This window comes from Chitinophaga sp. W3I9, assembly GCF_050434025.1.
Classification (GTDB): domain Bacteria; phylum Bacteroidota; class Bacteroidia; order Chitinophagales; family Chitinophagaceae; genus Chitinophaga.
In genome coordinates, this window is record NZ_JBNPWC010000001.1 from 7,423,219 (window position 1) to 7,445,970 (window position 22,752).

At 45.6% G+C, this 22,752-nt stretch carries 22 protein-coding genes and 1 other RNA gene; 12 read left to right on the forward strand and 11 right to left on the reverse strand.

Annotated elements, in window-relative coordinates; all coding sequences use genetic code 11:
• Positions 1-149 precede the first annotated feature (149 nt).
• Together QFZ51_RS30080 and trpS are read right to left on the reverse strand one after the other, a co-directional pair.
• Complete coding sequence (locus QFZ51_RS30080; protein ID WP_079470695.1) at positions 150-785, reverse strand: deoxynucleoside kinase; 636 nt, start codon at positions 783-785, stop codon at positions 150-152.
• A 48-nt stretch (positions 786-833) separates the two neighbouring features.
• A complete protein-coding gene (trpS, locus tag QFZ51_RS30085; protein ID WP_429051165.1) occupies positions 834-1,841 on the reverse strand; it encodes a tryptophan--tRNA ligase in 1,008 nt (335 codons plus the stop codon).
• Between the two features lie 185 nt (positions 1,842-2,026).
• Here trpS and gatC point away from each other — a divergent pair, with 185 nt between their 5' ends.
• The 5 genes from gatC (at position 2,027) to QFZ51_RS30110 (ending at position 5,014) form a co-directional block, all read left to right on the forward strand.
• Positions 2,027-2,317: an Asp-tRNA(Asn)/Glu-tRNA(Gln) amidotransferase subunit GatC gene (gatC, locus tag QFZ51_RS30090; RefSeq protein ID WP_429051166.1), complete on the forward strand. Its 291-nt coding sequence runs from the start codon at positions 2,027-2,029 to the stop codon at positions 2,315-2,317.
• 5 nt (positions 2,318-2,322) lie between these two features.
• Positions 2,323-3,024: an ABC transporter ATP-binding protein gene (locus QFZ51_RS30095; RefSeq protein ID WP_429051167.1), complete on the forward strand. Its 702-nt coding sequence runs from the start codon at positions 2,323-2,325 to the stop codon at positions 3,022-3,024.
• 87 nt (positions 3,025-3,111) lie between these two features.
• A complete protein-coding gene (locus QFZ51_RS30100) occupies positions 3,112-3,672 on the forward strand; it encodes a cob(I)yrinic acid a,c-diamide adenosyltransferase (RefSeq protein WP_429051168.1) in 561 nt (186 codons plus the stop codon).
• Between the two features lie 21 nt (positions 3,673-3,693).
• The gene (locus QFZ51_RS30105; RefSeq protein ID WP_429051169.1) at positions 3,694-4,284 is read left to right on the forward strand and encodes a riboflavin synthase; all 591 of its coding nucleotides are present in this window, start codon (positions 3,694-3,696) and stop codon (positions 4,282-4,284) included.
• 40 nt (positions 4,285-4,324) lie between these two features.
• Positions 4,325-5,014, forward strand: a complete 690-nt coding sequence (locus tag QFZ51_RS30110; RefSeq protein ID WP_429051170.1) for a hypothetical protein — start codon at positions 4,325-4,327, stop codon at positions 5,012-5,014.
• Between the two features lie 5 nt (positions 5,015-5,019).
• Here QFZ51_RS30110 and QFZ51_RS30115 read toward each other — a convergent pair whose 3' ends face one another.
• From QFZ51_RS30115 to QFZ51_RS30145, 7 genes are all read right to left on the reverse strand, one after another.
• Positions 5,020-6,144 (reverse strand): FAD-dependent monooxygenase, encoded by a 1,125-nt coding sequence (locus QFZ51_RS30115; RefSeq protein WP_429051171.1) that lies wholly within the window; start codon positions 6,142-6,144, stop codon positions 5,020-5,022.
• Positions 6,145-6,224: 80 nt separating this feature from the next.
• Positions 6,225-7,082, reverse strand: a complete 858-nt coding sequence (locus QFZ51_RS30120) for an AraC family transcriptional regulator (RefSeq protein ID WP_429051172.1) — start codon at positions 7,080-7,082, stop codon at positions 6,225-6,227.
• 13 nt (positions 7,083-7,095) lie between these two features.
• The gene (locus QFZ51_RS30125; RefSeq protein ID WP_429051173.1) at positions 7,096-8,448 is read right to left on the reverse strand and encodes a DUF58 domain-containing protein; all 1,353 of its coding nucleotides are present in this window, start codon (positions 8,446-8,448) and stop codon (positions 7,096-7,098) included.
• Positions 8,449-8,471: 23 nt separating this feature from the next.
• Positions 8,472-9,452, reverse strand: coding sequence for an AAA family ATPase (locus QFZ51_RS30130; RefSeq protein ID WP_370913543.1), 981 nt, complete (start codon positions 9,450-9,452; stop codon positions 8,472-8,474).
• 3 nt (positions 9,453-9,455) lie between these two features.
• Entirely contained in the window at positions 9,456-10,682 is a 1,227-nt protein-coding gene (locus tag QFZ51_RS30135) for a DUF4350 domain-containing protein (protein ID WP_429051174.1), read from the reverse strand.
• Positions 10,679-11,491 (reverse strand): hypothetical protein, encoded by an 813-nt coding sequence (locus QFZ51_RS30140; RefSeq protein WP_429051175.1) that lies wholly within the window; start codon positions 11,489-11,491, stop codon positions 10,679-10,681. Before QFZ51_RS30140 ends, QFZ51_RS30135 begins: the two co-directional genes overlap by 4 nt.
• 1 nt (position 11,492) lies before the next feature.
• Positions 11,493-12,488, reverse strand: coding sequence for a stage II sporulation protein M (locus QFZ51_RS30145; RefSeq protein WP_429051176.1), 996 nt, complete (start codon positions 12,486-12,488; stop codon positions 11,493-11,495).
• Between the two features lie 119 nt (positions 12,489-12,607).
• Between QFZ51_RS30145 and QFZ51_RS30150 the strand changes: the two genes are divergently transcribed.
• Together QFZ51_RS30150 and QFZ51_RS30155 are read left to right on the forward strand one after the other, a co-directional pair.
• Positions 12,608-13,348, forward strand: coding sequence for an RDD family protein (locus QFZ51_RS30150; RefSeq protein WP_429051178.1), 741 nt, complete (start codon positions 12,608-12,610; stop codon positions 13,346-13,348).
• Between the two features lie 122 nt (positions 13,349-13,470).
• Entirely contained in the window at positions 13,471-14,685 is a 1,215-nt protein-coding gene (locus QFZ51_RS30155; RefSeq protein WP_429051180.1) for an amidohydrolase family protein, read from the forward strand.
• A 59-nt stretch (positions 14,686-14,744) separates the two neighbouring features.
• On the opposite strand, the gene QFZ51_RS30160 is transcribed toward QFZ51_RS30155, so the two are convergent.
• The gene (locus QFZ51_RS30160; RefSeq protein WP_429051182.1) at positions 14,745-15,188 is read right to left on the reverse strand and encodes a DUF5684 domain-containing protein; all 444 of its coding nucleotides are present in this window, start codon (positions 15,186-15,188) and stop codon (positions 14,745-14,747) included.
• A 203-nt stretch (positions 15,189-15,391) separates the two neighbouring features.
• Here QFZ51_RS30160 and ffs point away from each other — a divergent pair.
• The 5 genes from ffs (at position 15,392) to QFZ51_RS30185 (ending at position 21,298) form a co-directional block, all read left to right on the forward strand.
• An RNA gene (ffs, locus tag QFZ51_RS30165) (signal recognition particle sRNA small type) lies at positions 15,392-15,491 on the forward strand.
• A 120-nt stretch (positions 15,492-15,611) separates the two neighbouring features.
• On the forward strand, positions 15,612-16,262 hold the full coding sequence (gene fsa / locus QFZ51_RS30170) for a fructose-6-phosphate aldolase (RefSeq protein ID WP_079470709.1): 651 nt from the start codon (positions 15,612-15,614) through the stop codon (positions 16,260-16,262).
• A 490-nt stretch (positions 16,263-16,752) separates the two neighbouring features.
• Complete coding sequence (gene glpK / locus QFZ51_RS30175; protein WP_429051183.1) at positions 16,753-18,246, forward strand: glycerol kinase GlpK; 1,494 nt, start codon at positions 16,753-16,755, stop codon at positions 18,244-18,246.
• A gap of 34 nt (positions 18,247-18,280) precedes the next feature.
• Entirely contained in the window at positions 18,281-18,991 is a 711-nt protein-coding gene (locus tag QFZ51_RS30180) for an MIP/aquaporin family protein (RefSeq protein WP_429051185.1), read from the forward strand.
• A gap of 993 nt (positions 18,992-19,984) precedes the next feature.
• Entirely contained in the window at positions 19,985-21,298 is a 1,314-nt protein-coding gene (locus tag QFZ51_RS30185; protein WP_429051186.1) for an NAD(P)/FAD-dependent oxidoreductase, read from the forward strand.
• Positions 21,299-21,355: 57 nt separating this feature from the next.
• Here QFZ51_RS30185 and QFZ51_RS30190 read toward each other — a convergent pair whose 3' ends face one another.
• On the reverse strand, positions 21,356-22,648 hold the full coding sequence (locus tag QFZ51_RS30190; RefSeq protein WP_429051187.1) for a DUF5103 domain-containing protein: 1,293 nt from the start codon (positions 22,646-22,648) through the stop codon (positions 21,356-21,358).
• Positions 22,649-22,752: the final 104 nt, after the last annotated feature.

Below are 22,752 nucleotides of genomic sequence, written 5' to 3' on the forward strand. Positions count from 1 at the left end.
CTCCCAAAAAATTTATAAAAAAAGTAAAATCAAAAAAATAAAATCAGGTATCCGCCTACATCTCCCAAAATCATTTAAAATCCAAAATGTTCAAATCCTTAAAATCAATATAATCAGCGTAATCCTGAGAAAGACAACCTACGCGCGCGCTAAAACAAGCCGTACAACTGTGAATCGATCCGCGAAATAATTTCGCCCAGGTCTTCATCGCTCTCGGGGAATTTATTCTTATCAATATCAATGATCAGCAACGGGCCTTCTTTGTATTTCTCAATCCAGTTGTTGTAATATTCGTTCAGTCGTTTCAGATAGTCGAGCCGGATGTTTTCTTCATACTCCCTTCCCCGCTTCTGTATCTGCGCTACCAGTGTAGGCACAGATGCCTGCAGGTAGATCAGCAGATCCGGTGGTTTCACCATGCTTTTCAGCGTTTCAAAAAAGTTGAAATAATTATCAAAATCACGTTTGGTCATCAACCCCATTTCATACAGGTTGGGCGCAAAAATATGCGCGTCTTCATAAATGGTCCGGTCCTGTATAACGGTTTCTTTTCCGTTCTGCACTTCCAGCAGCTGCTTTAAGCGCCCGTTCAGAAAATATACCTGCAGGTTAAACGACCAGCGGGGCATATCTTCATAAAAATCGTTCAGATAAGGATTGTGCTCCACATCTTCATACTGCGGATGCCATTTATAATGCCTGCACAACATTTCTGTCAGCGTGGTTTTGCCGGCGCCGATGTTTCCGGCGATAGCTATATGTTTGATCTTATTCTGTTTTGCCATGCGATGTGAGGTGGTTAAAACTGAAAATAGCTACAGTTGGCGACTTTTTCAATAATAATTTATACCAATAAGTTTTTTCGCCTGTTGCAAAGTTTGTGCCGCATTCGCTCTGGCCTTTTCTGCACCGGCTTTCATAATCTTCTTCAGGTAGTCTGTATTCCGCTGTAACTCTTTCGCCTGCTCACGGATAGGAGAGATAAACTTTACCATGTCTTCACCCAACTGCTTTTTCAGATCCCCGAAACGGATAGTCCCGGTATTCTTCCATGCTTCTTCGTAGAAAGATACCGCATCCGGTACAGACACCAGTTTCATCAGGTCCAGCAGGTTTTGTACAGAATCAGGCACCGGCGAGCCGGGTTCACCGGAACCACTGTCGGTTTTAGCCTTTTTGATTTTGTTGATGATCTTATCATCCTCATCTGCCAGGTATAATGTAGCCAGTTCATTCTCACTTTTACTCATCTTGCCGTTACCATCCAGGCTGGGGATACGTACCAGGCTATCGCCATAGTTGAACGCCTCCGGCTCGGGGAACAGGTCACCATAACGGTGATTGAAACGCTGGGCGAAGTTACGCGCCATTTCCAGGTGCTGTCCCTGGTCCTTACCCACCGGCACTTTCACCGCGCGCTGGATCAGGATGTCCACACTCATGAGCACCGGGTAGGTAAGCAGCCCTGCATTCACGTTTTGAGGCTGCAACCGCACCTTATCTTTAAAAGTAGGTACTTTCTCCAGCTCACCTACATAAGCCAGCATATTCATCAGCAGGTATAATTCCGCAATTTCGGGCACGTCGCTCTGCACATACAGGGATACCTTTTCAGGATCCAGTCCGGATGCGATATTCTCCGCCAGTACCCGCATCACGTTCCCCGGAAGATCTTTCGGATCGGGATGGGTGGTCAGCGAATGCCAGTCTGCCACAAAAAAATAGCAGTTAAAATCTTCCTGCATCCGGATATAATTACGGATAGCGCCAAAATAATTGCCTAAATGCAAATAACCGGTAGGGCGTATGCCGCTTACCACAATTTCTTTTTCAGTAGCCATAACAGGGCGCAATTTAAAGAATAGGTTTTAGCTTTCAGCCATTAACACCGGGCTGTTTTGTAAAAAAAACGCCAAAAGCCAAAAGCAGATGATCAAAAGCACTTTATTCTGTCCGTTTATCCCTAATTTTGAGATACTATCATATTTACCATTTATATTTCATTATCTTTTGATTTAATTTGATTATGGAAGTGAACGACGTACTGGTGCAGCAACTGGCCGATCTGGCCAGGTTGGAATTCAACAACCAGGAGAAGATTGAAATACGCGGAGACCTCCAGAGGATGATCACCTTTGTGGAGAAACTGAATGAACTGGATACCACCGATGTGAAGCCATTACTTCACCTGACAGATGATTATAATGTTTTCAGGGAAGATAAGGTAATACCGGCAATCACCCGTGAAGAGGCCCTGAAAAACGCACCTTCCGCCACTGAGGAATACTTTAAAGTGCCGAAAATAATAAAGAAATAACCCACATGGAAAAGTCCGTCATACACCTGGAAGGAATCAGGAAAAGTTATTTTCTCGGTAAAAATGAATTACCGGTACTCAAAGGCGTATCGCTGGACATTTTCAAGAATGAATATGTGGCGCTCATGGGCCCCTCCGGCTCAGGAAAGTCTACCCTGATGAACATCCTCGGATGCCTGGACACGCCCACTGCCGGCAGGTACGTTCTCAGCGGACATGATGTGAGCAAAATGGAAGACAACGACCTGGCCATCGTACGCGGCAAGGAAATCGGCTTTGTATTCCAGCAGTTCAACCTCATGCCCCGCCTCACCGCCCTGGAAAATGTGGCCATTCCACTGATCTACGCCGGCATCAACAGAAAGGACAGGGAAGAAAGGGCCATCGCCATGCTGAAAAAAGTAGGCCTCGGCGACCGCTATAAACATAAACCCAATGAACTCTCCGGCGGACAGTGCCAGCGCGTTGCCATCGCCCGCGCCCTGGTGAATAATCCGTCCCTTATCCTCGCAGATGAGCCCACCGGTAACCTCGACTCAAAAACGTCTGTGGAAATCATGGAAATCTTTGGGGCCATCCACGACTCCGGTAACACCGTGGTGCTGGTAACACACGAAGAAGATATCGCCGATCACGCCCGCCGCGTTATACGCCTGCGCGATGGCGTCATTGAATCAGACCGCATCAACGAAAAAGCACACGCATAAAATCTCCCGATTACTGCATAACGGCGTTACAGGATACTTCCCGTAACGCCGTTATTCGTATTTTGCAACCGATCAACACCAACACCCATGTCTTTCAAAATATATACTAAAACAGGCGACAAAGGCAAAACATCCCTCATCGGCGGCACCAAAGTGCCTAAAAGCGATGTCCGCATCGATGCCTATGGCACCGTGGATGAACTCAACTCGTACATTGGCCTGGTAAACGATTACATCGCAGACCCGGACACCAAAAGTCTGCTCCGCGAAATACAGGACCGCCTCTTTACCATCGGCGCCGCACTGGCCTGCGACCCCGACAAAGAAACCAAACTGAAAATACCAGACCTTCACGAAGGCGATATCACCCTCCTGGAAAAAAGTATCGACCAGATGAATGAAGAGCTTCCCGTGATGAAATCATTCATCCTTCCCGGCGGACATGTAGCCGTATCTACCTGCCACATCGCCCGCTGCGTATGCCGCCGCACAGAACGCCTCTGCGTAGGCATGCAGGAGCACGATATGTTCATTGAACCGCTGGTACTCAAGTATATTAACCGCCTCAGCGATTACCTCTTTGTGCTGGCCCGTTGGACAGGGCACAAGCTGGGCGCGGAAGAAATTCCCTGGAAACCCCGGGTGTAGAAAAATGCTTAAATTTGCCGCATGTTTACAGGAATCATAGAAACACTAGCAGAAGTAGTATCCACCAGGAAGGAAGGCAGTAACCTGGTAATCACGATACAAACACCACTGGCAGCTGAATTAAAAATAGACCAGAGCGTGTCGCATAACGGCGTATGCCTAACGGTAACCAATATCCAGGGCGATACTTACGAAACCGTAGCGGTAGATGAAACCCTGCAGAAAACAAACCTCGGCCAGCTCACCCCTACACAATTCGTGAACCTCGAAAGAGCTATGGTGTTCAACGGCCGCATCGATGGCCACCTGGTGCAAGGCCATGTGGATAGCGTAGGAGAATGCCTCTCCTGCCAGGAACAGGATGGCAGCTGGTTATTCCGCTTCCGCTACCCTGCCGAATTCGCCGCGCTGATTGTGGAAAAAGGAAGCATTTGCCTCAATGGTATCAGTCTCACCGTATTCAATGTCACCAACGATGAGTTCTCTGTTGCCATTATTCCATACACCTACGAATTTACCAACATCTCAAATATAAAAACCGGCAGCCTGGTAAACCTGGAATTTGATATTCTCGGTAAATACGTAGCCAGGCAAATGGCGGTAAGAAATTAATCAGCCGGTTGTCCACCGGTGCTAAAACATTCCAAACCGCATGCTGAAATATCTCCTGCTCTGCACCTTACTTGCTATCACCCTGCCGGCAAATGCCCAACAGGCCAAAGTAGCGCGCATAGTGGCCTTTTATGATGCAGATGCTGTGACGGAATTGTACAACAGCGCGCCCCTGGGCATCCGGATTATTTATACCGATAGCTCCACCCAGCAAACTACCGGACTCCTGGAAGGAAACCTCCGCTGGAACAAATTAACCGTTAGCAGCAGCAACGGGCAAATACAAAACGGCGTACTCCGTTTTAACAGGGAACAACTGGTAAAAGATAAATACCGTATAACCCTTACCGTTACTACACCCAACAACACCTCCCATCAAACCACCCTGCAACTCCCGGCCATTACCGCTATCCGGTTCAATCATTATGCCGACAGCATAAAACGCGATATCCGCTTCTACCTGAATATAGAAGGAAAATTCAGCAGCGGGAAAGTATTCCCGTTAGATACCAATGCCATCAGGTTCGCTGCCTCCGCAGGAAAAATAATAGGACAGGATTTATTACTCCCAAAAAATGATACCCTGAAATCAGTAACAGTGGAAGCCTGGTACAAACATAACGACCGCCTCTACCTGCGATCCGTGATACCAGTAAAACAGGCGCCGGACGCAGACTCCCTTATTTTGAAAAATACAGACGACCTGTTTAAAAAGAAGAGAAGACATTAGCCGGTCTAAAAACCAACACCTTCCGTGTTTCTTTTGCGAATAGCTTCTTCGGTTCCCGGAACAAGCGTTTCTAAACCCATCCGTATAGCTTCTGCCTGGACCTCCTCAATAAACGGGCGGAAATTTTTGTTGTAATCCTGGAAGGCTAATTCAAAATCTCCATTGTGTTGCAGAAAAGCATCCGCTAATGCGGCAGCTCCATCTATTGCCAACGATCCGCCCTTTCCCGCAGCAGGGGAAGCACAATAGCCTGCGTCGCCCACCAGCGCCACTCTGCCTTTTGTCCACGATGGCATTTTTACCTGGCAAAGCTTATCGAAGTAAAAAGTTGTAGCATTCATTACTTCGTCCAATAATTCCGCAGTTCTCCAGCTTTGTTCTTGAAATTGTCCCAAAATGATTTTTCTTTGTTGTTCTTCATCACGATAATCGTAAGGAATTTCCTTCTCTGAACGAAAGCAGAAAATTATATCAGTTTTGTTGTTGTAAGCATTTAGCATTACTGCCTTATCAGGCACGTTATAGAATTGCGTTGTATTTTTCTTTATCAGCAATTTATTTACGATGGTGATAGAGAAATATTGCCCGAGAAAATGCAGGTAACCCGCTTCATTGCCAAACCAGATCTTCCTTACCGCCGAATGTATGCCGTCGCAGCCGAACACTAAATCAAAAGCCTGTTGTGAGCCATCTTTAAAGGTAACTTCAACATCGTCGTTCGTTTCGTTTAAGGCGGTGATGCTGTTGTTGAAAATGAATTCAACGTCATTTTTCACCGTATCAAACAAGATATTGAGTAATGTATTTCTTTCAATCTCGCATTCGTCTTCCCGCAGTTGTTCACCTTCCCTTTTTAATATCATGGTTCCTTCCGTAACATCATCTGCATTTTTAAATTCCAGCATTTCCATTACCAATCTGTTTGATTTAATTTGCTCAAAGATTCCCATACGCTTAACAATATCAACAGTATTCCCTTCTATGTTAACAGGCGTTCCTCCCATTTTAAGGCCGTTTGCGATTTCAACAATAGTTACTTTGTAACCTAACTTATTCATCCAATAAGCGGTTGAAAGGCCGGCAAAACTTGCACCCGAAACGAGTACTTTTTTATCTTTTAATATTTTCATTTTTATACGATTTTATTTGACCATGCAAAGGAACATCGTATAACAGGGAGAAAAAATAACAATACAAAGTAGATATTGGATCAACCGAGGTTTTTATTCCGGAAAGCTAAAGGGGTTATTCCTGTGATTTTGGTAAATAGCCGCGAAAAATAAGGGTAATCATCATACCCTAATGCGGTAGCGATTTCCTTTACCGATTTACCGGAATGGTAGAGTAAACGTTTTGCTTCTAAAATAACACGTTGCTGTATGTGATGCGACACGGAATAGCCTGTTGTATTTTTGACACATTCGTTCAGGTAAGGTGCGGATATATTTAGTTTTTGGGCGTAGGCTGCCGGGCGTTTGTCAGTGGTAAAATTATGCTCCAATGCTTCCCTGAAGGCTTTTGTAACCAATTCAAAGCGCGGAAATTTCTCTATTGGCTTAGATTGTTCTAAATACAGGGACACCACCAATGCGACCAGTGCATTACAGCTATCTTTCAGCAATGAATGATACAGTTTATCGTTCGTTCGTTTTGAAAATTTCAGGCAAAGTGATACGGCTTCGGAAATAATAGAAAATACTTCTTCATTTAGGGACAATGGTTTTGTGGGTGTAATGTCTTCTAATAGTTTTAGATATTCACTGTTAATATCTACATTATTGATGGCCCACGTGCTGACTTCTACATTTTCAAATGTTATTATACGATGTACCTGATTTGGGTGCATGTAGATGATAGACGGAGACTGGATTTCATACTTTTGAAAATCAATTTCGATCGTAATGGCGCCTTCCTCAAGTAAGTGAAATGAATGACGATCATGCCGCTCAGATTGTTCCTCTCCTTCGAAACCGGGGAAATCTTTAAGAGATATCCGCTCAATGGAAATACCTGGATGATACTCACCTCCGAAATGATTTACAGGAATGGATCTTAGTTTTTTTGGCATTGCTTGTTGTGAATTAGATCAACATACGTGATTTTAATTCCAGGTATTTATTTACCACGTTTAACGTCAATTGCTCCGGGGGACTCAGCAACGACATAATTCCATATTTCGCCAGCTCTTTTACAATCAGCTTCTTATCATACGCAAACTTCTGTGCAATGGTCTGCCTGTAAATTCCCTCCACATCCTGCACCGTTTGTTCTGTTACCCGCTTCAGTTCTGTATTTTCAAAAAACACCACCAGTACCAGGTGATAACGTGCCAGGCGCCGCAGGAAGGGTAACTGCCGGTGCAAACTGGACATCGACTCAAAATTAGTATAGATCATGAGCAGCGACCGCGTAGATAGACTACTGCGCAGCTGCACACTCAATGCTTCGTAATCACTTTCCTGCCAGCGTGTTTCCTGTGCATACAGCGTTTCCAGGATTTTGTTTACCTGCACTTTTTTATTGCTGGCGGCCAATACTTCTACCTTATTTTCGTTGAAAGTAACCAGCCCCGCCTTATCGCCTTTATCCACCGCCACATTGCTGAATACCAGCGACGCATTAATAGCGTAATCCAGCAACGATAAACCGTTGAAAGGCATCTTCATATTCCGGCCTTTGTCGATGATGGAATATACCTGCTGCGATCTTTCTTCCACGTAATTATTGATCATCAGGTTACCGCTGCGGGCCGTCGCTTTCCAGTTGAGCATACGCACATCATCCCCTTTTGTATACGGCTTAATATGATCAAACTCCATGCTATGGCCAATTACCCGGCGCTTATGCACACCCAGTTCATTCAGCCGGTTCATGTAGGAATACAAAGCATAATGCCGCAATTGGTGAAAACTGGGATACACGCTGATCGTTTGTTCATTATCAAAAATGAACCGGCGGCTTACAATGCCCAATGCACTTCTAACAAATACGTTGCTGTAGCCAAAGTTATACAGCCCTCTTTCCAACGGACGCAACACATACCGGAAAATATGCGCACCTGCTGCGGATACTTTTGCCTGCAAGAGAAAATCACGTTCCTGGAACTGAAGGGGTAATTCATCAATCACAGATACAAATACCGGAAACGGGTACCGGCTGTGAAAATCCAGCAATACCTCGTTATCATCCCCGTTACTGAAACGGTTACTGGTTTTCCGTTCCATCGATACAATACTGGCCGGGCGCAGGATCAGCAGGATCATATCCAGCAATACAACACCTACCAGCACAATAAATGCAATCACAGCAATATTGAAAATGCGCGGAATAAAAAACGAAATGATAAATAACAGGATATTCCCTCCCAGCAGGAAATAAAGCCTGTTGGTAAAAAACAGTATCTGGAATAAATTATTCTTTACAGTGGCTGACATACTAATATCTTCTAGGGAGATGATTATCTCGGTACCTCTATCGTTTTTACGATCTGTGCAATCACGTCATCTGTTTTGATGCCTTCCATTTCTTTTTCGGGCGTCAGCATAATACGATGACGCAATACATGCGGCACCATTTCCACCACATCGTCAGGAATTACAAAATCCCGGTTCTTCATGGCAGCGGTGGCTTTTGCACAGTTCATAACAGCAATGGATGCACGCGGAGAAGCGCCCAGGTACAGCGAGGAGTTCATGCGCGTTTCATTGATAATAGACGCAATGTAATGAAACAGCTTTTCGTCTATTATTACCTGCCGTACGAGGTTCTGAAATTCGATGATCTGCGTGGTAGTTATTACTTTGCTGATCATTTTTGTAAGATCTGTTTCCCCGTTGAAGTGATGAATACTGCGCAATACAGCTACTTCTTCTTCCAGGTTAGGATACCTTACTTCTATTTTAAAGAGGAACCTGTCGAGTTGTGCTTCCGGCAACCGGTAAGTACCCTCCTGTTCAATCGGATTTTGAGTGGCAATCACCATAAAGGGCCGGTCGAGCGACCAGGTGGTGCCGTCGTTGGTGATTTGTCTTTCTTCCATTACTTCAAACAACGCCGACTGTGTTTTAGCGGGGGCACGGTTTATTTCATCGATCAGCACCAGGTTACTGAAAATGGGTCCTTTCTTGTATTCAAACTCGCGTGTTTGCGGATTAAAAACGGAAGTGCCCAATACATCCGCCGGCATCAGGTCGGGTGTAAACTGGATACGGCTGAAGTCCGCATCCACGCATTGCGCCAGCAATTTTGCCGTGAGTGTTTTTGCAACGCCGGGAACACCTTCAATCAGCACATGTCCCTGTGTAAGCAAGCCTGCTATCAGCAGGTCTACCATCTGGTGCTGTCCCACAATTACTTTCCCTATCTGCTCCCTGATGGCTTCCACACCTTCATGCAAGGCAGAAAAATCAGTCCTGGGTTGAAATGTATTGGTATCCATTATTTATTTCGTGTTTATATAAAATTGTTGAATGCGGTTATAAAAATCTTTCAGATCATCGTCGCTGATATTTTCTTCCAGCTGTATATTGTGTACCATCTGCAACAATGCCCTGATATCCCCTTCAGGCACCTGCGACTTACGCGCCAGCGACGCAATAAATTCATCATTCAGCACATTAGTATTGAGATAATAACTGGAACGTATATACTCCATAAAATGAATGATCATTTTATGCGCCAGGTTGTAGTTGTTGTGTTGCTGATAGTACAATTGACCAATAGCATCTACAAACTCCAGTGAAGTATTGTTTACGGCTGGTTTATCGGGGATAATCCGTTGCCGGCGCTTGCTTTCAAACACTACGTACAGCAGCAGCAATATCACCGACAGCCACAACGCCCAACGCATGGATGCATACCGCATCAGCACCTGCCACTCACTGAAGTCGCCCGACTGTGCGCTATGCTGACTGTTATAGAAATCATCCCAGTACACATTGCCGGCATCACTGATCAGGTACGATAGCTGCGTTTCCAGCGCCTTTACATTCTGCTTGTGCAGTAAAAAATAATTCGTGAAAGTATATGGATTCAGCAGCAGGTAAATGAAACCGCCGCGATACGCAATACGGATGAAATCGGGCTTGTTTTTATAATTGTAGCCAAGTATGCTGGTAGTATTACTATCTACCGCTGAAAAATAACTTCCGCTTACCCTGCCAGGGTAACTGAAAGAGGTATCCATTGGAATGGTTTCATCAGCATACCGCTGTACAACACCTTCTTTTTTGAGTTGCATATTATTGCTTTCCACCGTCACAAATTTCAGGTGTTTTTCCAGCAGAGGATCCGGCGTATTTACAGCAATAAACAACTCGTTTCCCCGTGATACATAATCCAGCATGGCCTCTATATCGCTTTCAGTGGTGAACAGCCGGTCGGCCACCAGGATGTATACATTGTTCCTGAATTTCAGCTCACTGTCCTTATCAAAAGTGCGGGCAAAAGGTTTCGTTACCACCTGCACAGAATTCCTTATAAACAGCTGGGGCAGCATCTTAAAAGCAGCATAGGCGCCGCCTGCTTTTTTATCCTTGCTGTAAAAAGAAGACTGGGTCATATCTGTGGATTGCTCATTCTTTTTGTTGGCGAGATTTCCACTCACCATGACCAGTACTACCAGCAGGAGCAAAACGAACAGGACGATATATAGAGGTTTGTTCTTCACGAAGTTTTTCCGATTGTGTTATTAAAATCCCTGAACTCCTGGTTAATATTCCTGAAATTCTCTTCACTCACTTCAAATCCGCCATACCAGATATATTCATAATCCAACGTCAGCGTAGCAAATTTTTTATAGTAGGGAGAACTCCGCATGCTGCGCAGGTAATCGTTATTGGTTTTTTCTCTCCCCGGTACTATCAGCTCCCGGCCTGCCAGTTGAAACAAGGTATACAGGTACCACCAGCGGATAGCTTGTCTTGTTTCCCCGGCAGCTATTGCCGCTTTTATTTTTTCTTCATACTCCTGTGCACTTTGCAGGTCTTCTTCCTGTACTTCTGTTAATCCTTCTACCAGTTGCGGTTTACGGAAAAAGCTCATGCCATTGCTTTTCATAAACCAATACACCAGGAAGCCCAAACCTGCCAGCAGCAATAGCATCACAATGATGCGGATAGCACCGATCGATGAAAATAAAGCCATTAGGAAACGTTGCACCCAGCTATTATCCGGGGGCGGTTCCGGCGGTATTTCCTGGTATTGCAGCTTCTTATTTTCTTTCAGCGCTTTCACCAGTGAGTCCGGTACCTCACGCAATTCAAATGGTGGAATTTCTGTCGCATATTCTTCTTCGCCTTCCGCACGCTCCCGGTCTACCTGGATGGTAGCGAAGCTGTCTTCAGTTATCCTTGCCTGCAATAAGCTATCGTATTCTTCTTTATTTCGGGCTGTACCTTCATATTGCGCCATGCTTTGCAGGGCACAGCAAAGCAGCAGTAACAGCAGGCTGTATTTAATCCGGAAAAAATGATTCATGTTACTGCTTTGAAAGGGTAAATGGTGTTAATACTTTCCCTTCCGCACTCAGCCGGTATCCTTTTTTATGCAGGTAAATGGGATAAAAAATAAAATAGCCCAGGATAAAAGCCAGTGATGCCAGGAGGATAAAAAGACTTACCACCAGCGGCATTTCTGTATACCGGGTTACAAAGCTTTCCAGGAAAGCGGCCACAATGAATACGGGAATCAGGGTTACCATGATCTTGATACCGTCTTTTGCACCTTTACGCAGGGAATCGATCCGCTTGCGTGTACCGGGGAAAAGGATGCTCTTTCCCATGATAATGCCTGCACAGGCCGCGATCACAATACTGGATATTTCCAGGGTGCCATGGATCCAGATCACCAGGATAGATTTCCAGCCGAGGCCATGCGAAAAGAAGATATACTGGAAAACGCCCAGCATCACACCATTGCGTATCAAGAGATATAAGGAACCAACACCCAGGAAAATGCCTCCTATATAACAATAGAAAGATACCATGATATTGTTGTAGGCAATCCGGAAAAACATCATCACCGGGTTACCGTCTTTATACACGCCGAAAGGATCTTTATTGGCAATATTGCGTTCCGTCATGTTTACATATTCATCGCCCAATACGCCACGCACAAACGTTTCATCGTGTGCTGATGAAAAGGCGCCGATAATACAGAACAATAAAAAGAAACAGAGCGTAAATAATAACAGGCGGTGGTGCTTACGGAACAACAGTGGTAATTCATATTTAAAAAACAACTGGAAGCGTCCTACATCTTCCTTACGGTTCTGGTAAATACGATGGTAGATACCCGCCGCCAGGCCGTTGATATAACGGGTTACTTTGCTGAAGCTGTAAAAAGTTTTAGCGTAAGACAGATCATCTAGCAGTGATACAAATCTTTCCGCCATTTCATCAGGGTCATCTGTCGGTTCCTCCTGGTATTTCTTCCAGCGGGACAAATTTTTTTTGATAAACAGCGATTCTCTCATAGTGAGTCCTTTCCCTTTTAAATACAGATATCACCTACAGTAATGGGTTACTAATGGGGGAATACCGGCAAACATACTAAATCGTTCAACAATATATCAACAAATATGTAAATTTGAGTATGGCAGATATAAAAATACCGACTTCTTTCAATATAGACCTGGAATTTGAATCAGCAGACATCATGAAAAGATTCCTGGCCTGGCTCATTGATTTCGGCATCCGTTTTTTTTATTACCTGGTGGCGTATATGACATTGAGCTCTTTCCGTATAGAGATGGAGGGGCATGTGGGCATCTACTTTTTCCTGGTATTGCTGCCCCTGTTGTTTTACTTCCCTGTGGCGGAAATCGGCATGAAAGGACAAACACCCGGAAAAAAAATACTGCATCTGCAGGTGGTAAGTATGACCGGCAACCAGCCAAGTATAAGTCAGCACCTGATAAGATGGATATTCCGGATCATAGAAACACCGCTGTATTTTTTCGCCCTGGTACCGGTGATTATCCCGGCGGTATCCATTGTGCGCACCCCTTATAACCAGCGACTGGGTGACCTGGTAGCCGGCACCATTGTGATCAGCACCAAAAGAAAAGGCAGTATAGAAGAAACCATCTTCCGGGATCTTTCCAACAGCGATTACAAACCGCAGTTTCCACAGATCATGAAGCTGTCTGACAGGGATATGAATAAAGTGAAAGACCTGCTGGATCGCGCACTGAAGGCGAAAGACGACGAGCTCGCCGCCAGGGTGGCCATGCGGGTAAGAGAAGTATTGCATATTGAAACCGACCTGCCCAATACCTATTTCCTCGAAACGGTACTGAACGACTATAATTACTATACTACTAAAGAAAATTAATTTGCGCCTTCTGCAACGTATTTAAATACTTCCGTAACATTTATGACCGGTAGTAAGGGAGAATTATTAAATAGCACCTGATAAGACTTAATTTAAGCTGGTTCGTTCTTAATAATTATCTGATGAAAACATTATTGTTTTGTTTGCTGGTTCTTCTTTCCGGAAGTGTGTATGCACAGGAAGATCTTGCACTGGTGGGCGCCACCATATATACCTCTCCCAAAACGGCACCAATTATATCAGGTGTGGTTATCATCAAAAACGGGAAAATTGCAGCGGCGGGCAAACAGGTAAAAGTGCCTGCACATATGAAAGTACTGGACTGCAAAGGCCTGGTGATGATGGCCGGCTTCTGGAACAGTCATGTACATTTTATTGAACCCGGGTGGGACCATGCGGACAAGCAGCCGGCAGCGCAGCTCAATAACCGGATGGATAGCATGATCAACAGTCGTGGTTTTACACATGTATTTGACCTGGCGGCGCTGAACTATCCCAATTTGCTTGCCCTCCGGGCCAGGATTACATCAGGGGAGGTAAACGGCCCTGCTATCCTTACGGTGGGCGTTCCGTTTGTTCCGCCGCATGGAAGTCCTTTCTATATTCAGCCGCTTACCCTTCCGGAAATAAACACGCCGGAAGAAGCGGTGGCTTACGTTACTAAACAGATACAGGCCGGCGCAGACGGCATCAAGGTATGGTCCGCATCGCCGGATGGGCATGGGATTGTACCGATGCCTATAGACATCATCAAGGCTGCTACCAGCACTGCCCATAAATTTCATAAACCGGTTTTTGCCCATCCTACTGCCGATACCGGGATGAATATAGCCCTTGCCGGCGGCGTGGATATCCTTGCGCACGTGGCCCCGGATGGTTACCGCAGCTGGACGAAAAAAGAAATTGATCAACTGCTGCTGGATAAGGTAGCGCTCATTCCTACCCTGAAACTTTACAAATGGGAACTGGAAAGAAAGAACCTCCCGGTTAGTAATCCGTTGATGACAACCGCATTGCAGCAATTGGGCGCCTATGCCGGCGCAGGCGGTGAAATTTTATTCGGTACGGATGTGGGGTATATCACGGATTACGATACGTCCGACGAATTCCGGCTGATGTCTGACGCGGGGTTAAGCTTCGATGAGATACTAGCGGCGTTAACAACTGCTCCGGCAAAACGGTTTGGCATGGCGCAGCACAGCGGGCGTATCGCGAAAGGAATGGATGCGGATATTGTGTTGCTGAAAGCAGACCCGCATACAGATAGCCGCCACTTTTCAGAGGTGGCTTATACGATCCGTAATGGTAAAGTTATTTACAACGGTATCGACCGGTAACATCAAATAAAAAGAGGGCGCCTCAAAATGAGACGCCCTCTTTACTATCTTATTTTTGATCAGGCCGTTTTTCCTATTGAGTTCAGGTCTTCAGTAATATTATTAAAACGGGTGGGATCGCCTGCCGGTCCTTTGTACACGATGGTACGGTCGAACGCCAGGATAGGATAAAACACGATAGGCAGTAATACCAGGCCTACCGTAAATCCTTCTGATTTACCAAAACTTTTACTGAGCAGATTGGTTGCCCAAATACCCCAAATGGCTCCTACATAAGGAATACACATCAGGAGCAACCAATACCATGGTTTGCCAATAATTTGGGTAAGCACATAAATGTTGTAGATAGGGATAATTGCTTTCCAACCTTCCTGGCCGGCTTTCTCGAATACCTTCCACATACAGAAGGCGAAGAAAACGATAATTACCAGCATGATAATTAAAAAGACACCGCTAAACATGGCGCTAAAAACGCTGCCGCCTTCATAAGTAGTTGTTTCCATAATTGAGGTTTATATTGTTTTGAAAATGAATGATGACAATACTTTGGGATATGTTTACATTCCAAATATATATAATTTTTTCCATTACATAGCATTGTCAGTATTAACCTTAAAAGATTGCGTATTCCTACGGTGTTAAAAAAAGTTTCAACATTTCTGTTGCTAATGTTTGGATTTTCAACGCATTCTATTACCTTTGCAACCGGCAAGTCTTATACGACCAGCTCCTACTGAACTCCCCCAGGACAGGAATGTAGCAAGGGTAGGTGGTTGTAGCGGTGCGATATAAGTAACTTGCCTTTTTTTCTTTTTTTATTGTCATTAGTTGCTTGTCAATAGTATCTGGTTGCTATTTTCTCCACCTCTTTCACTAATGACAGCTTCTCCCAAATGTTCATTTCCTGACAACTAATTTATCATAGTATGAAATTCTTTATCGATACAGCTAATCTGGCGCAAATCAAAGAAGCTCACGATCTTGGCGTTCTCGATGGTGTAACCACCAATCCTTCCCTGATGGCCAAAGAAGGTATCAAAGGCGAAGCTGCAATTATCAAACATTACGAAGATATCTGCGAAATAGTAGATGGTGATGTAAGTGCAGAAGTATTATCTACAGATTTTAAATCTATCATTGAAGAAGGTAAGAAACTGGCTGCTATCCACCCGAACATCGTGGTGAAAGTGCCTATGATCAAAGACGGCGTAAAAGCCATCAAATGGTTTACCGACAATGGTATCAGAACTAACTGCACCCTGGTGTTCTCTGCCGGTCAGGCTATCCTGGCTGCCAAAGCAGGCGCAGCTTATGTTTCCCCATTCATTGGCCGTATCGACGATACCAACTGGGATGGTGTGGAACTGATCGCACAAATCGCACAGATCTACAGCTTACAGGGTTACAAAACTGAAATCCTGGCCGCCTCTATCCGTAGCGCACTCCACATTGTAAAATGTGCTGAAGTAGGCGCCGACGTATGTACCTGCCCGTTAGAATCTATTCTCGGTCTGCTGAAACATCCGTTAACTGATATCGGCCTGGCTAAGTTCCTGGAAGACGCAAAGAAAATGTAGTCTCCATATTTTTTAGATGGTATATCCCCGGTGCAGTAATTGCGCCGGGGATTTTTTTGCGCATGCGGAGGTTGTCTTTCTCAGGATTAAACTTATTACACTGATTACGCTGATTTGATCACTTTTGATTTTGAAAGATTCGGGGAGATAAAAGCGAAAACGCGGATTTTGTCTTACCCTTTACTGATTATATTTTTTAAAAGATTCTGGGAGATATAAGCAGATATTTTCGCTTATATCTCCCAGAATCTTTTAAAATCAAAAAGTGGTCAAATCCGCGTAATCAGTGGGTAAGACAAAATCCGCGTTTTCGCTTTTATCTCCCCGAATCTTTCAAAATCAAAAGTGATCAAATCAGCGTAATCAGTGTAATAAGTTTAATCCTGAGAAAGACAACCTCCGCATCAGGCAATCGCGTTTTGTTAGAGAATTTATCTAAATTCAGTGATAATATCCACGTAAACCCGGTAACACACAAAATGAATAGCTAATGGGAAAATACATTCTTTCGCTGGATCAGGGCACCACCAGCTCCCGCGCCATTATTTTTGACCACGATGGCAGCATCAAAGCAGTTGCCCAGAAAGAATTTAAACAGATATTCCCACAACCCGGCTGGGTAGAACACGACGCCATGGAAATCTGGACTTCACAAGCCAGCGTGGCGGCAGAAGCTATACTGAAATTAAGAGTAACCGGTGAAAACATCGCCGCCATCGGCATCACCAACCAACGTGAAACCACCATCGTGTGGGACAAACGCACCGGTAAACCCATACACAACGCTATTGTGTGGCAAGACAGGCGCACCGCCGCCTACTGCGATTCCCTCATCAAAGAAGGAAAGGAACAACTCATCAAAGATAAAACCGGCCTCCGCATCGACGCCTATTTCTCCGGCACCAAATTAAAATGGATCCTGGACAACGTTCCCGATGCACGCAGAAAAGCAGAAAACGGCGAACTGGCTTTTGGAACCGTCGACAGCTGGCTCGTATGGAACTTCTCCAACGGCAAACTCCACATCACAGATGTGAGTAATGCCTCCCGGACATTGTTGTTCAATATCAACGACATGCATTGGGACAACGAACTACTCGCCCTCTTCGATATTCCCGCCTCTATGCTGCCGGAAGTAAAGCAGTCGAGCGAAGTATATGGCTACTCGGAAGCCAATCTTACACCCTACCGCATCCCCATTGCCGGTATTGCCGGCGATCAGCAGGCAGCCCTCTTCGGGCAGATGTGCACGCAACCCGGTATGCTCAAAAACACCTATGGCACCGGTTGTTTTATGGTATTGAATACCGGCGATAAACCCATTCCTTCCAAAAATAACCTGCTCACCACCGTTGCCTGGAAAATAAATGGCAAAACCACCTACGCACTGGAAGGCAGTATTTTCATCGGCGGCGCCGTAGTACAATGGCTCCGCGATGGTCTCGGCATCATCCGCCACTCCGCGGATGTGGAAAAGCTCGCCGCCACCGTGCCTCACAGCGATGGCGTATATTTCGTGCCAGCCTTTGCAGGCCTCGGCGCACCCTACTGGAACCAGCATGCACGCGGTACGATGGTAGGATTGACCCGCGGCTCCACCGCCGCGCATATTGCCCGCGCAGCCCTCGATAGCATCGCCTTTCAAACCATGGATGTCATGAAAGCCATGGAAGCAGACGCCGGTATGCCCATCACCGAACTACGGGTAGACGGCGGCGCTACAAAAAACAACATGCTCATGCAATTCCAGGCGGACCTGCTTAATATCAGAGTAGTACGCCCCACCATCACCGAAACAACCGCACTCGGAGCGGCTTATCTCGCGGGGCTTGCCGTCGGCTACTGGGACAGCATTGAAACCATTGCGCAGCAATGGGAAATAGATGCCACCTTCGACGCGGCGATGGAACCCGCAGAAAATGAACGGCTGCGTAAAGAATGGAAACGCGCCATCAGGGCGGCCCAGGCATGGACCGAAGAATAAATTTATCCACGTTTATCAATACTCATATTAATTTATGTCACCTTATTTAGCAGAACTAATCGGCACCGCATTCCTCATTGTACTCGGCGATGGCGTAGTAGCCAGCGTGATCCTCAACAAGTCCAAAGGCAACCAGGGCGGTTGGATCGTTATCACCCTGGGATGGGGAATGGCCGTATTCATCGGTGTATATGCCACCGCCAAATACAGCGGCGCCCACCTCAACCCCGCCGTTACCTTTGCACAGGCGCTGCAGGGAAAGCTCGCCTGGGAGGAAGTTCCCGCCTACGTAGCTGCCCAACTGGCCGGCGCAATGCTGGGAGCCCTATTGGTATGGCTCACGTACAAAAAACACTTCGACGAAACACCCGACGCCGACACCAAATTAGGCGTGTTCTGCACTATTCCTGCCATCCGTAACCCGAAATATAACTTCCTCACAGAATTCATCGCCACCATGGTATTCATCCTGGCTATCTCCTATATCACCGGCCCTACCGCTGGCATCGGCTCACTCGATGCCCTGCCCGTAGCCTTCGTAGTGCTGGCCATTGGCCTCTCGCTCGGTGGCCCCACCGGTTATGCCATCAACCCTGCACGTGACCTCGGACCACGACTCATGCACTTCCTCCTCCCCATTCCCGGCAAGCGGGACAGCGACTGGAGCTATGCCTGGATTCCTGTTCTCGGTCCACTGGCGGGCGCGGCAGCGGCTGCGTTCCTGTACCAATACTGGCTTCATTAATGCGGAGCGGAGATTATCGCGGAGGTTGTCTTGGGCACTGATTACGCTGATTTTGCTGATTGGCTTTTGGGATTTTAGCGGAGATTATCGCGGAGGTTGTCTTGGACACTGATTACGCTGATTTTGCTGATTGGCTTTTGGGATTTTAGCGGAGATGAGAGCGGAGGTTGTCTTGAGCACTGATTACGCTGATTTTATTGATTGGATTTTTGTGATTTTGAAAGAATTTTGGAATTTTCAGGGAAATTGATGGAGTAAATTTTAAAGATTGAATGAAATTGGGAGAGGATGGGTGGTTGAAGAAAGGTTGAATAAGATAGTATTAATATTGACCGTGGAATGCTTCATTTATACTTTGCATAGGCTTAGCACATACTTAATGGATGCTTGATACATGCTTAATCTATGCTGATAACCCGGAGGTGATGTGGAGGTGATGTGGACTTGAAGCTAAGATCTTTTATGGTGCGGCATTACGAGCGAAAAAGCACATGGCGTTTAGACGCTGAAGTGCCATATAGCTGAAATAACGTGCCAACGTATCATTCAAATTCAATGACCGGCAGCCAAATCAATCACTGCCGTCAAATACCGCCCATCTTCCATAATTATTTAGTGAAAGCAAAACCTTTTAATTTCCCTGAATTTTCCGAAAATCTCTTAAAAGAGCAAAAAACAAACCAATCTATGGACAAAATACTGATAGAAAAATAAAAATCCAGTAATGCTTTTCCATCTTTCAAAAGTCCATAATCATAAAATCCAATCAATAAAATCAGTGTAATCAGCGCCCAAGACAACCTTCGCTTCCATCTTCCAAAATCTCAAAAAAGTCAATCAGCAAAATCAGCGTAATCAGCGTCCAAGACAACCTCCGCGACAACCTCCGCTCCAACCTCCGTCCCATAGTTTTCATTTTTTTCTGAAAGTTTCGTAACTTTGAGAATCTTATTAACATATCATCGCAACTGCGGCAATATAAAATGACGAATTATGATTCAGCCCAACATCCCGGAAACAAAACAACCGCGAATCGTTATAGTAGGTGGTGGATTCGGCGGCGTAAATCTTGCCAAACAACTTAAACATGCACCCGTACAGGTAGTACTGCTCGACCGGAACAACTATCACCTGTTTCAACCGCTGCTTTACCAGGTATCTACCGCTGGCCTGGAACCAGATAGCATCGCCTTCCCGTTGCGGGGAATCTTCCGGAAACAACGTAACCTCGTATTCCGCATGGCGGAAGTAACAGGTATCCGCTCTGAAGAAAATATACTGGAAACCGGTATCGGGGAAATACATTACGACTACCTCGTTTTTGCCACCGGCAGCAATACCAACTTCTTCGGAAATAAAGATATTGAGGACAATGCCATCGGCATGAAATCACTCATAGAAGCTGTGCAGATCAGGAACTATGTGGTGAAACAATTTGAAGAAAGCCTGTTGCTGCAAAACCCGGAAGAAATAAAACCAAAGCTCAATTTCGTGATGGTGGGCGGTGGCCCTACCGGCGTGGAACTGGCCGGCGCCTTTGCAGAACTCCGCAAATACATTATGCCGAAAGACTATCCCACCCTGCCCCAGTCGCTGATGAATGTTTACCTCATTGAAGCAGGACCGAAACTGCTGGCCTCCTTCAGTGAAAAAACATCACAGAAAACACTGGAAGCCCTGCAGGAAATTGGAGTCCGTGTACTAACCAATACAGGCGTAAAAGAATACGACGGCAAAACCGTTACCCTCAGCACCGGGGAACTGATTCAAACGCAATCACTCCTCTGGAGTGCCGGCGTAAAAGGCGTCCCGGTAAAAGGTATCCCGGCGGATATTATCCTGCCAAACGGCCGCATCATCGTAAATGAACTGAACCAGCTCAAAGGATTCACCAACATATACGCCATCGGCGATATTGCCCAGATGACCAACGATCCCCGCTTCCCCAAAGGCTACCCGATGGTGGCGCAGGTGGCTATCCAACAAGGCAAAAACCTGGCACACAATCTCATGCTTTCACTGGAAAACAAACCCATGAAAGGATTTAATTATAAAGATCTCGGCAGCATGGCTACCATTGGCCGCAACAGGGCCGTAGCCGAATTTGCCGGTATGCGCATGAGCGGCTACCTCGCATGGATCGCATGGATGATCGTACACCTTCTCAGCCTGCTGGGATTCAGGAATAAACTGGTGGTATTCATCAACTGGTTTTACCGGTACTTCACCTACGAAAGAGGCACCCGCATCATCATCAAACGCGGCGCCGCCAATATTGTTAAACTACGCCAAAGCATCGGCGCATAAATAAAAAGCAACAGGGAGATGAATGATTTCATCTCCCTGTTGCTTTTTATTTATTCCTTACTTACGGTTAAGAATAGAATTCAATGTAATTGACGATACCAGCTCGTCAGACCGCCCACCCAGCGCCCGGTAATACAACAAAATGGTATAGTTGTTTTCCGTTTCCCAATGATCACCCTCTGTCATATCAGTGCTGAACTTTCCATTGGGATTGGTTTTATCTACCATCCCATAAATGTAATTATAGTATCCCTGCTTGAGGAAAATAGTGCCTTCATAAGCGCGACTGGCCCCATTATACGTAAGCTTATTCGCGTTGTTTAGCTCATAGTTGGTAAACTCGCCAAAGATATACATCTCATATCCCGCATAAGGCTCCGGCGCCCCAAATGAAAAATGTACGGAAGCATAATCCCCTTCAAAATTAGGATCATAGTCATCCAGCGTAGCCAGGTAATATTTTCCGTTGATATCTTTAATAAACTGATACGGCTTATCCGCCCTTTCCTGGTCCATTACCGCAAATACATCTGTACTGTTGTTATGATACTCGGAACGCTGCACCCTTTCGGTCTGCAACCGGAAGCTGCGCAGGTCAATCCAGCGGAATTCCTTACCTGCCGGCATGATACAGTCCTGTTCTGCATTGTATTTCAGGATGTTCCCATTAATGAACTGCGGCTTCAACGTGGTAAGCGCATTGTCCCAGCGGTAGTTCTGTAACACCACCACTTTGATCTGGTCAAAAGGATTCTGGATATTCAGGGAACCGGTATTTACTTCAAAATTGATCTTCTGGTGCGTACGGAATAGTTTAGGGGCAATGGGTTGCTGGATAAATCCCGCTATCCCTGCTTTATTTTCCACCACAAACATCCGGCGGGTAAATGCCAGCTGTGAGGTATCGCTGTCCAGGTATACCTTCAGCAGGTAATTACCTGATTTCACCGGGTAACTGTTGGTACCCGGTAGCTGAATACTATAATGGGTATAACGCTGCAGCGACACACTGGATAACTTGTAATTCAGTATCCTGGTTTCCGAAAATCCCCGCATATAATCAAACTGGTTTACCTGTGCGGGTGTCCAGTCGGCATTGCAAAGCACAAATGAATAATAGTAGTTTTTCACATCATTATCCAGGTCGTCAAACGACAGTTCCAGCTTCTCCCCTGTACCAATTGTATACATGGGTAAGCTTAACGGATCGCCGCTCTGGTTAAACTTCACGGATTTGATGTTATTGTAGTATACATGGTCCGGGGTAATAGCATTCACTTGCGCCGACGTGCTGCCGTTAAACAAACAGGAAACAAGGGCTATTGTAAAAATTAATGCTGCTGTACGCATACGAGGTAATTGATAGTATTCAAGTTACGATTAAAAGCGGAAAGCCGAACGCCAAAAGCCAGGTAGCAAATGATCCTGGCGAAGATAGAATATTTATCCCGCCC